Source organism: Maribacter sp. C-4077, from assembly GCF_055378385.1.
The window spans coordinates 1,209,391-1,226,058 of record NZ_AP038807.1; the positions used below are offsets into that span (position 1 = coordinate 1,209,391).

7 protein-coding genes are annotated in these 16,668 nt (G+C 41.0%); 5 read left to right on the forward strand and 2 right to left on the reverse strand.

What is annotated here, in order from left to right:
* Positions 1-14: 14 nt before the first annotated feature.
* The 4 genes from ACZ41C_RS05240 to ACZ41C_RS05255 all read left to right on the forward strand — a co-directional run bounded on the left by ACZ41C_RS05240 (position 15) and on the right by ACZ41C_RS05255 (position 9,278).
* Positions 15-3,305 (forward strand): VCBS repeat-containing protein, encoded by a 3,291-nt coding sequence (locus ACZ41C_RS05240; RefSeq protein ID WP_464564851.1) that lies wholly within the window; start codon positions 15-17, stop codon positions 3,303-3,305.
* The gene (locus ACZ41C_RS05245; protein ID WP_464564852.1) at positions 3,305-6,562 is read left to right on the forward strand and encodes a VCBS repeat-containing protein; all 3,258 of its coding nucleotides are present in this window, start codon (positions 3,305-3,307) and stop codon (positions 6,560-6,562) included. The genes ACZ41C_RS05240 and ACZ41C_RS05245 overlap by 1 nt, the downstream gene beginning before the upstream one ends.
* 370 nt (positions 6,563-6,932) lie before the next feature.
* Positions 6,933-8,297: a vanadium-dependent haloperoxidase gene (locus ACZ41C_RS05250; protein WP_464564853.1), complete on the forward strand. Its 1,365-nt coding sequence runs from the start codon at positions 6,933-6,935 to the stop codon at positions 8,295-8,297.
* A 99-nt stretch (positions 8,298-8,396) separates the two neighbouring features.
* Positions 8,397-9,278, forward strand: coding sequence for a hypothetical protein (locus tag ACZ41C_RS05255; RefSeq protein ID WP_138257008.1), 882 nt, complete (start codon positions 8,397-8,399; stop codon positions 9,276-9,278).
* Here the strand turns inward: ACZ41C_RS05255 and ACZ41C_RS05260 are convergent.
* Positions 9,250-12,960: a metallophosphoesterase gene (locus ACZ41C_RS05260; RefSeq protein WP_464564854.1), complete on the reverse strand. Its 3,711-nt coding sequence runs from the start codon at positions 12,958-12,960 to the stop codon at positions 9,250-9,252. The two genes, ACZ41C_RS05255 and ACZ41C_RS05260, sit on opposite strands and share 29 nt — an antisense overlap.
* A 56-nt stretch (positions 12,961-13,016) precedes the next feature.
* Between ACZ41C_RS05260 and ACZ41C_RS05265 the strand changes: the two genes are divergently transcribed.
* Positions 13,017-14,237: a Pycsar system effector family protein gene (locus ACZ41C_RS05265; RefSeq protein WP_154918036.1), complete on the forward strand. Its 1,221-nt coding sequence runs from the start codon at positions 13,017-13,019 to the stop codon at positions 14,235-14,237.
* Here the strand turns inward: ACZ41C_RS05265 and ACZ41C_RS05270 are convergent.
* A complete protein-coding gene (locus tag ACZ41C_RS05270) occupies positions 14,226-16,613 on the reverse strand; it encodes a GAF domain-containing protein (protein WP_464564855.1) in 2,388 nt (795 codons plus the stop codon). The genes ACZ41C_RS05265 and ACZ41C_RS05270 overlap by 12 nt on opposite strands.
* Between the last annotated feature and the right edge of the window lie 55 nt (positions 16,614-16,668).

Here is a 16,668-nt window from a genome sequence, read left to right on the forward strand (position 1 = left end):
CGACGTTTGATAAGATGCTTTTAAGAGTAGGTGCATTTGCTTTTTTGACTTTGCTCCTGCCCTCTTGTAAAGACAAAACCAATGAGCCCGCCAATGATGTAAAAGGAACAGTTTTCAAATTACTATCGGCCCAAACTACTGGCATTGATTTCGTAAACGATTTAACATATGACCAAGAGTTCAATGTCTACAGATATCGTAACTATTACAATGGTGGAGGTGTTGCCATTGGCGATATAAACAACGATAGTCTGCCCGATATTTACTTCATTGCCAATCAAAAAGAGAATAGACTCTATCTCAACAAAGGCAATTTTCAATTCGAGGATATTACAGAAAAGGCCCATGTTGGGGGTACAAGGCCATGGTCAACCGGTGTAAGCATGGTAGATATCAATGCAGATGGTTATCTGGATATATATGTTTGTAATTCAGGTGACTTAAATGGCGAAAACAAACAGAACGAACTTTTTATCAACCAACAGGATGGTACCTTCAAAGAAATGGCGGCCGACTATAATTTGGATGATAAGGGTTTTTCTACGCACGCGTCTTTTTTTGATTTTGACAAGGACGGGGATTTGGATGTCTATATACTGAATAATTCCTACAAAGCCATCGGTGGTTTTGATCTAAAAAAGAACGAACGTAACAAACGCGATATCCTTGGTGGTGACAAACTCATGGAAAATGTAGATGGCACCTTTGTGGATATTAGCGAAAAGGCTGGGATTTATGGAAGTGTCATAGGTTTTGGACTGGGGGTTACCGTTGGCGATGTGGACAACGATGGCTGGGAGGACATTTATGTTTCCAATGATTTTTTCGAGCGTGATTATCTATATATCAACAATCAGGATGGCACTTTTACGGAATCTCTGGAAAATCAAATTACCGCCACAAGCGTCGCTTCCATGGGAGCGGATATGGCGGATATCAATAATGACGGCTATAACGATATCTTCGTTACGGAAATGCTTCCATCGGAATATGATCGATTAAAGACGGTAACCACTTTTGAAGATTGGAATAAATACCAATTAAACCTTAATAGTGGATATTACCATCAATTTACAAGGAATACCTTCCAGCTAAACAATGCGGACAATACTTTTAGCGAAATAGGTAGGCTAAGTGGTGTGGAAGCATCAGATTGGAGTTGGGGCGCCTTGATATTCGACATGGACCATGATGGCCTTAAAGACCTTTTTATCGCCAACGGAGTGTATCAGGATTTAACGGACCAAGATTATCTAACTTACATTTCCAATACCGAAATTCTCAAATCCATGATTACAACAGATTCGGTGAACTATGCCAAACTCATTGACCTAATTCCTTCGAACAAAGTTGAAAACCATGCCTATAAAAACCTTGGTAATTTGGAATTCGAAAAATACGAGGAATCCGGTTTACTTGTGGAGAGTTTTTCAAACGGGGCTGCCTATGGAGATTTGGACAATGATGGTGACTTGGATCTAGTAGTAAATAACCTTAACATGGAATCTTTTGTCTATGAGAATACTACCATGGATTCCAAAAAATCGAATTACCTCAAGTTTGATTTACGGGGCGAAGGCAATAACACCTATGCCATTGGTACTAAAATTGAGGTGCTACCGTACAATATCTCGGTGGAAAATCAGCCCGTACGGGGATTTCAATCCAGCATGGACATTAGGCCGAATATCGGATTGCCCAAGAATCAAAACGTTTCGGTAAGAATCACTTGGCCCTCAGGAAAGATTACCAAACTAAATGACGTCAAAGTAAACCGGACACTTATTGTTTACGAAAAAGATGCGCAAGACCCAACATTGGATAAATCTCCTTCGGAACCCAAACTTTTCGAAAAAGTAGCGGGGCTATTGGATTTCGTCCATCTGGAGAATCGCTTCGTTGACTTTGACAGGGACCGTCTTCTTAATCACATGGTAAGTACCGAAGGTCCTAAAATGGCTTTTGGCGATGTCAATGGTGATAAAAGGGTAGATTTATTCATAGGTGGGTCAAAAGGGAACCCCCCAAGTCTTTTTATGAACACCGAAAATGGTTTCATCCTAAAAAAGACCACCGACTTTGACCAAAGCAAAAATTCTGAGGATATGGAAAGTATTTTTTTCGATGCCGATGGGGATAACGACCTGGATCTGTACGTGTGCAGTGGTGGTATCGAATATTCACAGTATTCCGCTGAATTCTTGGACCGTCTCTATGTAAACGATGGTAAGGGGAATTTTAAATTATCCGATCAAAAGCTTCCTGTTAGCAATACCTTTCATAGTTCTTCCACTATCGATGTTTCTGATATAGACCAAGATGGTGACTTGGATATATTTGTGGGGGAACGTATGATTCCTTTAAAATATGGCATGGCCGGTTCGGGCTTTTTGTTGGAGAATGACGGAACCGGCAATTTTACCGATATCACGATGACTGCCGGAACAGATTTTCAGGGCATGGGTATGATTACCTCGGCCCTCTTCCAAGATCTGGATGATGACGGGGATGAAGATTTGATCATTGTTGGTGAATTTATGGCAATCGAAATATTTATCAACGAAGCAGGAAAATTTGTTAGAAAGGCAGATAATCCGTTATTGGATTTAAAAGGCTGGTGGAACACCATTGTCCCCAGTGATTTGGACGGTGATGGCGATGTTGATTTCATTGTTGGAAACCATGGGTTAAACAGTCGGTTTAAAGCCAGTAAAGACCGGCCTATACGCTTATACGCTGCCGATTTTGACAAAAACGGATTTATTGACCCCATACTCACATTTAGAAGAGAGGATGGACAGGATTACCCCTATGCACTTAGACATGATTTGATCGAACAAATAAAGGCTATTACAAAAAAATATCCAGATTATGAGTCCTTTAAAGATGCATCTGTGTCAGCTATTTTTTCGGAGGAGGCCTTGAAAGAAGCAAGAACATTGGAAGCCAACACCCTTGAATCCGTTATACTTGTAAATAACGGTAACTTGACTTTCGAGGTTTTGCCACTCCCCATCGCTGCCCAATTTTCAACTACCTATGCAATTGCCACGAACGATTTTGATGGAGATGGCGACCAGGACATCGTGTTGGGAGGCAATCTATACAATGTAAAACCAGAGGTGGGACGATATGATGCTTCCTATGGTGTATACCTGGAAAACAAGGGAGGACTTAAATTTGAAACAATAAAAAGCGGAAAGGGCTTCAAAGTTAAAGGTGAAATTAGGGACATGGGCATCATCGACCAAAAGTTATTCGTAAGTAGAAATCGAGACTCCCTAGCAATATTTAAATTCAACTAATGAAAGCTAATCTCCTACTAGTAACAGCTACATTCCTATTCTTAGCGTGTAACAAAGTACCAGAAGATAAGGCTACTTTGGAAAAGGCTCCTATTTACTTCAGGGATGTTCCTTCGGATAGCAGCGGAATCAATTTTTCCAATGACCTTGAGGATACGGGAGATCTAAACATCATCGAATATTTATATTACTACAATGGTGGTGGCGTGGCGATAGGGGATATTAACAACGACGGATTGGAAGACGTCTACCTAACGGCAAACCAAAAACCGGACCGTCTCTATTTGAATTTAGGTGGGTTAAAATTTAAGGATATTACTGAGGACGCTGGCCTTCTTATGGATACTAGCTGGTCAACCGGGGCTACGATGACCGATGTCAACAATGACGGCTTTTTGGATATCTATGTCTGTAAGGTTGGCGATTACAAAAGTCTTAAGTCCCAAAATGCACTTTATCTAAATAATGGTGATGCTACTTTTAAAGAGGTTTCCAAAGAATATGGTCTGGATTTTTCCGGGTTTTCAACCCAAGCCGCTTTTTTCGATTACGATAATGACGGAGATCAGGATATGTATCTCTTAAACCATTCCGTTCATACGCCTAGAAGTTATGGTAATATTTCCCTACGCCAAGAAAAAGATTCCTTGTCCGGCGATCGGTTCTATGAAAACAAGTTGGATGAAGGGGCTTCCTTTTTTGTTGATGTGACAGATGCCAGCGGTATTTACAGCAGTGCCCTAGGATATGGTCTGGCAATAAGTGTTTCCGATATCAACAACGACGGGTTTTTAGATATCTACGTAGGCAATGATTTCCATGAGAACGATTATCTCTATATAAACCAAGGTGATAAAACGTTTAAGGAATCTGTGGCAGATTATTTTAATCATACCTCACGTTTTACGATGGGTGTTGATATTGCCGATATAAACAATGATTTGCTTCCCGATGTCTTTTCGCTGGATATGATGCCTTTTGACGCACAAATCTTTTTGAGATCGGGCGGTGAGGACTCGGATAAAGTGAACCTCATCAAAAAAGGTTTTGGTTTTGAGGACCAATACGCCAGAAATACGTTCCAACTGAATACGGGCCAAGGACATTTTGCGGATGTTACCCTTTTAACAAATACACATGCCACGGACTGGAGCTGGTCTCCATTGATACAGGATTTTGACAATGATGGACAAAACGACATTTTTATAACCAATGGCATCTATAAAAGACCCAACGACCTGGATTACATAAATTATCTAAGCAATATCGACTTTTCAAAATACCAACAAGAAGAACAAAATGAAATTGAATCCAAGCTAATTGCTCAAATCCCTACGGTAAATATTCCCAATATAATCTTTAGGAATACAGGAAACCTTACCTTTGAGCGCCTTTCGGAAGCTTCTGGACTCAGTGCCTCTTATTCGAATGGAGCCGCGTATTCAGATTTGGACAACGATGGTGATCTTGATCTCTTGGTGAACAACATCAATCAAAAGGCAAGCCTTTTGGAGAATACAAGTAATCGTGGCGGAAACAACAATTATGTCTCTGTCAAATTGCAGGGAAATCAGGAATATAAGAGTCCATATGGGGCCAAAGTACTGGTGTTTTCAGGAGAAAATCGGTTTATAAAAGAACTGACGACCGTAAAAGGGTTTCAGTCTTCTTCTACGCATAGGTTGCATTTTGGATTGGGAAACAACACTAGCATAGATTCTATTCAAATTCGATGGTTGGATGGAAAAGTACAATCGGAAACAGGATTAGGCATCAATCAAGAACATGTTATTACAAGAAAATCGAAATTACCTGATACACCAAAAAAGGAACTGGGAGAAGCCACCGATTATGAATTTTTCAATTTTGTCCATTTAGAGAACAATTATCTTGACTACGAGCGAGAACGCCTAATTCCTGAAAAATTGTCCACCGAAGGCCCTGCCTTGGTCAAAGCAGACTTTAATGGCGATGGTATGGAGGACCTTTTTATTGGCGGTGCCAAATATCAATCCCCATCCCTTTACTTTGGAAATAACGATGGTACTTTTTCCGAAGTTAAAAATACCAGCCTTAGAAAGGATGTCATTTATGAAGATGTTGATGCCGTCGCATTCGATATTGAAAATGATGGCGATCTGGACCTTTATGTAATGAGTGGGAGCAATGAACTGGTGGAAGGAAATCCCAATTTGGAAGACCGGATCTATGTGAACGATGGAAAGGGTACATTTGAACGCCTCAACATCCCTTTGATTAAAACCAATGGAGGTAGTGTTTCTGCCGCGGATTTTGATGGAGACGGCTATGACGATCTTTTCATTGGCAATCGTTCCATTCCCGGTGGTTATGGATTGTCACCCGTTAGTTATATTTTAAAAAATGATGGTACCGGAAAGTTCGTGGTTTTACAACAGGAAAGAATAGGTATGGTAACGGACAGTGAATGGGCGGACTTGAATGCCGATGGTCTATTGGACCTAGTAATCGTAGGTGATTGGATGCCCGTTACGGTTCTCATAAACCAAGGCGGTTCCCAATTATTGAACGAGACCCAGAAAATGGGCCTGGAAAACACAAACGGAATGTGGAATACCGTATCGGTAACGGATTTGGACAACAATGGCCAACCGGACCTATTGGTGGGGAATGCCGGTTTAAATTTTAAGATAAAGACAAGTGTAGAGCGTCCCTTAAAATTATACATCGATGATTTTGATGAAAACCAACAACCGGATCCTATTATTTTTTATGATTTCTTCGGTAAATATGTACCTTTTGCCTCTAAGGATAAGCTCACGGAACAACTACCCTATTTAAAGAAGAAGTTTTTGAGCTATACCAAGTTTTCAAAAATTGAAGGTATCGAGGATTTGACGGGTAAAAAGGAAGAAGAAATTATGGAGACCAAACAGGTACAGGAACTTCGTTCCATGGTCTATCTAAACCTAGGAGAAAATATCAAAGCAGTTCCATTACCAATACCTGCACAAATGAGTAGTATTCAGGACTTCTTTATATCGGAAGATGGGAGTATATACTACGTTGGAAATTTCAAGGGGCAAACAAACGAATTGGGCCAAAACATTGAAAACCCCGGGGGGATTCTTCAAATGGATTCCAATAGGAACTTTATCCATAAAAGATTCCTGGAACTTCCGAAAGGTTCAGATTCGAGAAAAATAGCCCCAATTTCCCAAAACAAACTTCTGATTTTGACAAATAACGATCGTTCCTATATCCTTAAAGGAAATTGATACTTGGATTGTTAGGATTTGCCCAGCAACTCCCATAACACAATATTCTTTCTGTAATGCGCGTATCTTTTATTTTTATAATTCAGGTAGGCCATTTACCACTGACCGGGACTAAATTCATCGATAAGACTCGTTAGAACTAATAGGACCATTTATAATAAGAATGAAGCCCAATGTCAAAGTTTTACTCTTAGTCACAAATTGGATTAGAACATTTTACATATAAAAAACTAAAAAGGTTTAAGGAAAGTTTAATGTAGACCTTTTAGTCTCATTTTTAACCCTAAAGAATTGATTGGCAGTCAAAATAATGTAATTTTGTTGCTAAATCGAGGGCAAATTGATGATGAAAAATAAAATGAAATTAAAGATGTTCAAGAAAGTTTTGGCAGTATTGCTTTTAGCGGTCTTTTTTTCCTGTTCCCCGGAAAAGCAGCCTAGCACTGAACCGATCAAGGTAACGGCAGAAGACCTGCATACATCCATTGATAAGGTGGTAGAGATAATGATACACGACATTTTTTCCCCACCTGTGGCCAGTAGAATATTCGCCTACCCCAATATTGCGGCCTACGAAATCATTGCACAAGTAAATCCGGAATATAATTCCTTGGCCGGACAGGTAAATGAATTGACCCCGATACCAAAGATGGACTCCTTACAAAATGTGAATCCCAATTTGGCGGCACTTATTGCCCACATGAACATTAGCAAACAACTGATATTTTCAGAGGACAAATTCAACGTTTTACAGGATAGCCTTTTCAACAAATGGGAAACCATCAACAAGACGGAATTTGAAGCCTCAAAAGCCTATGGGGAAAAAGTTGCGGAGCATATTAAGGCATGGATGAACAAGGATAACTACCCGCAGACCCGCACCATGCCCAAATTTACGGTGGATACGGACGACCCTGCAAGGTGGCAACCCACCCCACCTGCCTATATGGACGGTATTGAACCCCATTGGAACAAAATACGTCCCTTTTTCCTGGATTCCGCAGCACAGTTCAAACCGGTACCGCCTCCGGCCTTCTCCATGGACAAGAACTCCCAATTCTATAAGGAGCTTCTGGAGGTCTACGAAACCAGTAACCGGATTACCGCCATTGGCGATGCGTCCGAAGAAGTGGCCATAGCCAAATTTTGGGACTGTAATCCGTATGTATCCGTAACCCGCGGACATTTGATGTTTGCCACCAAAAAAATTACCCCAGGGGCCCATTGGATCGGTATCACCAAAATTGCCTGCAGAAAGACAGATAGTGATTTTCAAAAATCACTTTATGCATATACCAAAACTTCTATGGCCATCGCAGATGGTTTTATCAGCTGCTGGGACGAAAAGTACCGGAGTAATCTTATCCGCCCGGAAACTTTGATAAATCAACATATTGACGAAAACTGGGTTCCCATACTTCAAACCCCTCCCTTCCCGGAATATACAAGTGGGCATAGCGTTGTTTCAGGTGCGGCCGCCACTGCCTTAACGGATATCTTTGGGGACGATTTTAGCTTTGATGACGATACGGAGCTTCCTTATGGTCTTCCCGTTAGAAGTTTTACTTCTTTCAACCAAGCTGCGGACGAGGCTGCAATCAGCAGAATGTACGGGGGTATCCATTACCGGGCCGCTGTAGAAGTGGGCGTGGGCCAAGGAAGAAAATTAGGTTCCTTGCTTATTGACAAGATAAAAATGAAAAACGACAACGCGGTCGCAACAAATCACGAATAAAAAAGTACCAAAGGAAAATTCTCGAAGTACAGACCCCTTTGGCGATGCCAATAAATTTTAGATTCGTAAATTCATACGTTCGTATCAAGATGTTACCCTATGATTAGAACGTTTCTTTTTTTACTATCCCTCACCTTCTTTTCCTGTACAAATTACGGTCAACTAAAGGTCGTTACAGATTTGCCTAGCAGCCTCAAGGAAAACTCAGGAATGGTTAGCCTAAAGGATTCCACGGTTTGGATTATTGAAGATGGAGGGAATAAGGATGAGTTATATAAGGTCGATTTTAAGGGAAATATCCTAAAGACCTTGAAGATGAAAAACGGGGACAACGATGACTGGGAAGATCTTACCAAAGATTCGTTGGGAAATGTATATATCGCCGATATAGGCAATAACAACAACAGCAGGAAAAACCTGAAAATTTACAAGGTTCCCAATCCGGAAATAGAACCTGGCGATAAAATCGATGCCGAGAAAATTGAATTAAGCTACCCCAACCAAAAAGAGTTCCCCCCTAAGAAATCGGGCCGTTATTTTGATGCCGAAGCTATCTTCCATCATAACAACAAACTGTTCATCGTAACCAAAAACAGGGCCAATCCCTTTACCGGTAGTGCTTACATCTATAGTGTCCCGGATCAAAAGGGAGTATACGAGGCCAATTTAGTTGGGGAAATCAATGTGTGTAAGAATTGGAAGACCTGCCAAATTACGGGCATAGCTATTTCACCAAGCGGCAAGAAGATAATCGCACTCAGTTACGGAAAGCTGTTCATTTTTACGGATTTTACCTGGGATAATTTCTCTAACGGAAAAATTGAGGAAATAGATTTGGGCATTAGGACGCAATTAGAATCTATCTGTTTCTTAAATGAAGATTTGATTTTATTGTCCGATGAAAGCTCTCATGGTTCTGGCAACAATCTATACTCCCTGGACTTAAGCAAGGTCAAAATCCAAAGCCGAGACCAAAGGTAAAACGAGGTCCGTCCTCGCTATGGAACAGGGCAAAGTTCAAGGTCAGGATATCCGCACTATTCAGATAAAAACCACCACCATAGGAAGTATGCCAAGTGTTTGAGGAAATTCCGGGCGACCATACCCTACCATAGTCAAATCCTCCGAAAAGCCCCAATGCCGAAGGTAAAATTCGGGTGCGCATTTTACGTAAGCTAAACCTCACATCCGTATTTTGGTAATAGGCAGCCTTTCCTGTAAAGCGTTGGTTTCGATAGCCCCTTAATCCATCGGTTCCCCCTATACTGGCAGCCTGATAGAACTCATAACCATTCCCTATATTTATGTGCCCTTTCCACTTGGTCGCCAAAACGAGTCGGCCACTAGGAATCAATTTATAGTCGAAGGAGATACTTGGAATCAAATATCCAAAATTCCTATTGGCCACACCAATGTTCTCCTTGAAGCCCAAGGCAATGGAGGTCGCCATGCCCATGGTAGGAAAGCTCCGGTTGTCATGGTTTTCATAGGAATAGGTTCCTTGGACGCCTACAAAACTATTGCCAGTCTCCTGTCCGTTCTGTTGGTAAAACGTATTGATGAAACGATCTGAAGTTTCCTCTACTTCAATGGATTCATATGAAACCCCCAGGTCGAATTTGGCACCCAAAGGGCTTCTCCATACCAATGATGGGGCAAATTCAAAATTCTGGATACGTACCCTGTTATAATCCAAGCCCAAGTCATCGTCCAAATTTTCGCTTTCATTCCCAAATCCAAAAAAGTTTATGGCAAAATTAGGGGTGGTAAATCGTGTATCCAGCGACAAGTTCCAACTCTCGAATACATTGGCAAACTCCCCCTTGTACCGTAGTTCTACGCCACTTGTGGCAAAATAATAGGAAGCACTTAAGGAATGTTGTTGGGTAAAGGGGTTTTGCCTGAAACCATTGTAGGTGTAGGTATCCATAAACCCTATTTTGACACCATCATCTGGATTGAAGCCTACCGTTGGGATCACTTGGTTATTGCTACTTCTAATATTTAAGGGGTTATAGGTGTTCACCGGATAATCGTCAGTCAGTTTGACCTTGGTTTTTGTCACCTCCTCAAAGGTGTTCTTTTTACTTTTGTAGTCATAGACAGCTACTCCCCTACCGTTCCCAATCCTATAAATATCATTGTTCTGTCCGCCAATGATCCTGACTTTAATACCACCGTAATTGTCTGGATTCTTTACCTCAAAAATATCATCGTCATCCAGGCCATAAACCCAGATTTCATTGGTGTTGGAAGTGTAAAAGACCTTATCAAAAAACTGCTTTTTCCTTTCCCCATCAATAATCCTATAGGCGCTCACTTGGGTTCTTTGCTCATCCAATCGGGTGATTACGAACCAATCATCCTTGTCAGTACCCACTACCGTGGCAAATTTGTTCAAGACTTTAAAATATTCGATAGCGGTATTTTCAATACCTTGAACCCTTGACAGCAGAATTCTTTTGATTTCTTGAACACCTGCATCCTGCACCTCCTTTGGAAACATGGTAAACGCTTCGTCAATAACCCTCTCATCAATCCTTTGCCGTAAAAATTTGGCCTGATTCCTCCAATCTTCCAAGGTACTTTCGGATAATAAGGCGAGATCCAGTACATACGTTTTTGGAGAGGAATTGAATCCTTTGACGTTTCTAATTTCCTCATGGAAACCTTCCATTAACCTGAGTCCGGGGATGATACGGGTGGCAAGACCCATAAAAATGCCATCGCCCATTTGGGAATAGGCCTGATCACGATCCCTGGGAACCGGTCTATAGACAACCTTTCCATCCTCCTTAAACTCCGCCCATCGCCATTGGTCCACATGACGGTCCCAATCTCCTATGACCATATCGAACAATCTGGCCCTGATGTAGGCATAAGTGTCTACTTCATACTTCTCGTCATCCCGAAGGTCTTCAAGCATGGAATCCGTGCTTTTCAGTTCATCGGAATATCCAAAACTCTCCAAATCCCCATGTCCATCTCCGGCATGCTCTTCGATCATATAGAGTTCGTTTCCAAAAACCTCGTTGTACTCACCCAACGCTTCCTGTTTTGGAATATAATAGAGTACCGGATTGGTATGAAGGATTCCAACGGCATCGGAAAGTTTACCAACCGTGAACGGGGCGTAGGGATGTGAACCTGTATAAAAGTCCTCCAGCAGTTCCTTTGTATAAGTTTCCTTTAAATCGTCCATAAGGTACTGATCTTGAAAAGCCATGGATTGCAAATACAGTTCAGGTAGTTTTCGAAGGGCGCGCATGACATATTCCTTTCCGGAAGCATGTCTTAAACGCAAGGACTTGGACTGATGCCCTCCTCCCTTTTTAACGGGTGTAAGTCCCCCGAACAAGGTATCTATATAGACCACGGGTGCGGTCACTTCCCTGCCATAATAGCTACGATAACGTTCTCCCCAAATCGCCTTGAAAAAACCGGATTTATCGATTTCCTCTTTGGTGTAAACGGATGCTTTTAGTTCCTTGTTGGGAATTCTAGGAAATATAGTGTCCAATTTCTGTGCATTTGGGGGCAATACTGCAGAAGTAAAAAGGAATTCCTCATTCCCCTGACCATCAACACCGTAATACCGAACCCGTGAAGACCCATCGGTATAGACTTCCAAGGTAGCGTAACCCATTCTACCGGTGGAAAACCGGGATCCATTCAATAACCTTGTTTCTCCCTTTTTAGCTCCGGAACCACTTACAATCTGAGGCGTACTGTTTTCAACGATATACTGTAATGTATGTTCGTGGCCAGAGGCAAAAATGACCCTATCCGAGTATTGCGCCAAGGTCGTTACCCTTTTTACAAGATCTAAATATCGTTTGTTTCCCATATCCTCTGTGGAAGCCCCGGATGTCCGCCTCAAAATATTTATAAAGGTTCCCAAACCTGGCAAAGGAACGGGTTGGTCCTTTGGATAAAAGTGTTTTTTGAAAGAGTATTGACCACCGTGAGGACCATAACTAGTCATTGGATGGTGCATGGCAATCAAGGTAGTTCTATCCCTGTAATCCTTTATGGCATCTTCAAGCTCCAAAAGAAATTTTTCCCGGCTTTTTATTTCACATTTATCGTTGATACCCGGCCTCCTGTTCCAGTTGGTGAGGTACCATTCCGTGTCCAAAACAATGATGGCCAGTGCATCGTTCACCTCTATTACGTCAATTGGACAACCATTTTTTGGCAAAAAGGCATCTTTATCATTCAGTTGTTCCTTGATATAATCCTCTTCCCGTTCCAATCCAATGAGGCCTTCCGTGTACCAATCGTGATTGCCCGGTATAAAAAGCTTTCTTCCCTTAAAATTGGTAAGCGTTCTCAATTGTGCATCCAAATGGCTCTTAGCGGTTAAATAAGCTACGGTAGAATCCTTGGGGTCCGGCAATCCTGCCGGATAAATGTTATCGCCCAAAAAAATGGCCGTACTATTTTCATCCGCTTGATCCAGTTTATTTTTGAAGATTTTTAAAGCCGGGTTCATACCCCCTAAAGGAGAAAGGCCCGCATCGCCAATGAGATAAAAGGTATGTTCAACTTCCTTGTGGATTTGAATATCCTCTGAATCCCGAATGTCCGCATATTTTGTCCTATAGGTAGCACAACCCGTAATCAAAAAAAGCAATAAAAGAGCGGTACCATATTTTTTCATGAAGACGTCCCTATGTTCTATTTTTTGTAATTTGGAATTCCTAAAAATATTTCCTCATGGCGGATATTCTTCAGAATACCAAAAATCACGTTGTAACCTTGCTGACAAAGGAGTTGGATTCAAACTATCTCTACCACAATCTAAGGCATACGCAACGTGTTGTTAAAAGTACTAAAGAATTATCTAAAGCATGTGCGATATCGGATAAGGAAAAAGAAGTATTGGAAATTGCCGCATGGTTCCATGATACTGGATATACGGTGGGGACTAAAGATCACGAAAAAAATAGCTGCATCATTGCGACAAAATTCCTTGAGGACCAAGGTTATGACCCGGACCTGATTTCCAAAGTAAACCGATTAATTATGGCGACGGAGAAAGATTCAGTGCCCAATTCCATTGAGGAAGAGATCATCAGGGACGCAGACGCTTCGCACTTTGCGCAAACAAGCTATTTGGAAACATCGGAACTATTACGCGAAGAGCTTAAACTATTGAACATAGCCGACTATGCTTACAAAGATTGGGTGGATGTCAATATAATAATGTTGGGCAATCAACATCGCTATTATACGGATTACGCCAAGGAAATCTGGCAAGAGAAAAAGGATGACAATTTAAAGAAGCTCATAAAAGAGAAAAAATCCATCAAGAAAATCGCAAAAAAAGAGAAGTTAAAGGCAAAATTCAAGGGTGAAAGTCCGGATAGGGGCATACAAACTTTATTCCGTGTTACGCTCAGGAACCACCTTACTTTGAGTGACATAGCGGATACAAAGGCGAACATCCTACTTTCGGTCAACGCCATAATCATCTCATTGGCTTTATCAAACCTTATCCCCAAATTGGATAATCCCTCTAACGATTATCTCATTTATCCAACCGCAATCTTTGTCCTATTCAGTGTCATATCCATGATTTTGGCCGTATTGGCCACTAGGCCAAATGTTACCAGTGGGGAATTCACTAAAGAAGATGTTGCAAAAAGAAAGGTGAACCTTTTGTTTTTTGGAAATTTCCACAAAATGGACCTACCCGATTATGAATGGGCCATCAATGAATTGGTAAAGGACAAGGACTATATCTATTCGTCACTGACCAAAGATCTCTATTTTTTGGGTGTTGTCTTGAACAAAAAATACAACTTGTTACGTTGGACGTATACAACCTTTATGATTGGAATGATTATTTCGGTTATAGCATTTGCATTGTCCTTTAAATTTTTTGGCCCGGAGAGACAGCTACAGGAACTGGTATCCCAAGCATTAGTCTTTTAAAGTAGCCATTAGATCTTCGTAGGTATAGGATTCCTGCGATTCTTGATCGGTCTTGTATAAAATTTCTGCCCTAATGGCCTTTAGACCGGAAACTCCTTGCAGTCCTTCCAACTCAACGATTTCTATCTTGTCTGTAAAGTATTTTTTGGATTTTAAAAATTTGATATATCTCAAATATTCCAGCTCGTCCTTTTTCTGAGAATAGACGATTGCAATTTTGCCAGTCTGGGTAAGTCGCTCGTTGGTTCCTTTGATATATGCCTTATCGATACGCTTTTTAATGACTTCATAACGGGCATTATAAGTTCCATCCACATCGAATTTTTTCTCATCCATTCGAAACCGAATGGACAATGAGGAACTGTAAACCAAAATCAGGGACGTGGCATCCAAGGGAATTGGCAACTCAGGTTTAAGTTTATAATGAACATTTTCCATCTCGCACATGACCTGTAACTGCCACAACCTAAGATTGCTTAAATAAAGTGAATTAAAACCTCCATTTTCGCTAATACTCTCCCCAATGTACATGTTGTGTTCCACTCCGTCCGTTTTGTAGCGTTCAAAATAATGCGGGAACATACCCTGTGCGTTTTCTTGTTTTTTATCAAGGACAGAGACCAACTTCTTATTAATCATGGTCACACTTTCATCATAGTTCTTTCTATGATCATAATAGGAACCCGTTCCCATATCGATCTTGGCCTCATAGGCCTCTATTTGTTGGGCGATTTTAGCGTCCGTCTTTTTTAGATGATCGAAAACAGGGTCGATTTCATCTTTTACAAAATCAAAAATGGCCTGCTCGCTATTGGTATAGAGCATTTCCTTGATACTGTCCAAATGGTTTTTTACCCTAAAAACGAGTTCCTCGTAAATGGGCAGTCTATTTTTTGCCAATACCTCCTCCAAGATGCCATTGATTTGGGACAATTGAATCATCAAATCCCTTTGAATGGCCTTATTACGGGCTTTGGACGAATCCTTAATATCGATTTGACCATATAGCGGATAAACATCCTTAAAAACGATTTCCTTGAAGGACGGAGATCTACTCTCCAACTGATCTTTTATAAAGTATTTTGCCTCTTCCTGAAATCTCCAATAGACGGAAGAATGCACAGAGGTACACTCATTTTGGATAATGGCATCAATTAGATTTTCTTCCTCTACCTTGGACCGCACCACTGCAGAAACTATGAAGGGCATTACATCATCCAGCTTTCGTGCATTGACTCCGTTCAATTCGTTTTTTCGATTGGAAACTACTTCCAAAACACCCAAAAGCTCGCCTTCAAAGGCCATTGGCGCCAATATGGCACTTTTAATCTCTTGTCCTTCCAGCACGTGGTATGGATCACTTTCATTCGATGTCTTGTTATATTTTTCTACATCGGAAATGGCAAAATAACTATTTTCTTGAATTAGCTTCTTATAGGAATAATTACAGAGGGCATCATGGCAAGGCTTCGAATCCTTTCCGTTGAGGATAAAGCTTGTCATATTTTTCCCGTATACTGGTTCAAATTGGTCCTTTTTTGCATTATAGACCACAAAACCAACCTTTATATCGGGCAACCTAAAGAATGACCGAAAGGTTTCCTGTAGGTTTTCCATAAAATTGTCGCTGGACCGCTTGTCGCTCGCGATTAAGCTGGATTTTATTTCAGAAATGGAATGCTCCGAAGTTACATCGAACATATTGGCAATAATAAAGCCCTTGGCCACAAAGCTATCGGGCGGAATCTTATCCTGCCAAAGGCTAAGGTTATCCGGGCTTTCCATAAGCTCATTGATATCTTCTTCAGACAGTTCTTTGGATTTATCCGTAGGAAGAATTTCCATGAAGTCCGCATTGTACATGATGCGGTAATGGTGCATTACCCCATTCGAATCCGGTATATCATAAAAATAGGGCCTGCTAAAATCAAGTTCAACCCCATAATGGAACTTGAGAATAACGATACAACCCATGATGTAATCCACCCCAATTTCCTGGTTCCTTATTTTTGGTTTATACGTTGGACCAGCCTGTTTGACGATTTTTTGAAAACGTTTGGAGGGATTGAAAAAGAAATCGAAATAAGGAATGGATGCTACCTTAATTTCGTTCTCGCCCAAGATAGGCGAAAAACTATCCTGTAGGATTAAGGAAATGACCTCCCGGTGCTCTTTTATCAATTCAAGATCGGAAAAACCGTCCCGCAACATTGGATAGGGCTTTTGGGCATCAAGAACTTGCTTGGCCCTTGCCGCCAATACAGGGTCATCGCCATCAAGCATACTTTCATACTCCCTTAAAAGTTTATCAAAACTTATTTGATAAACCAAGGGTCTTAATTTGTCATCACATCCCATATTGCGTTGGTCTCCCATACTCTCTCAAAATTACAAAACATACACCTGTTTTTTGTTAAAGTTTTACATTGCG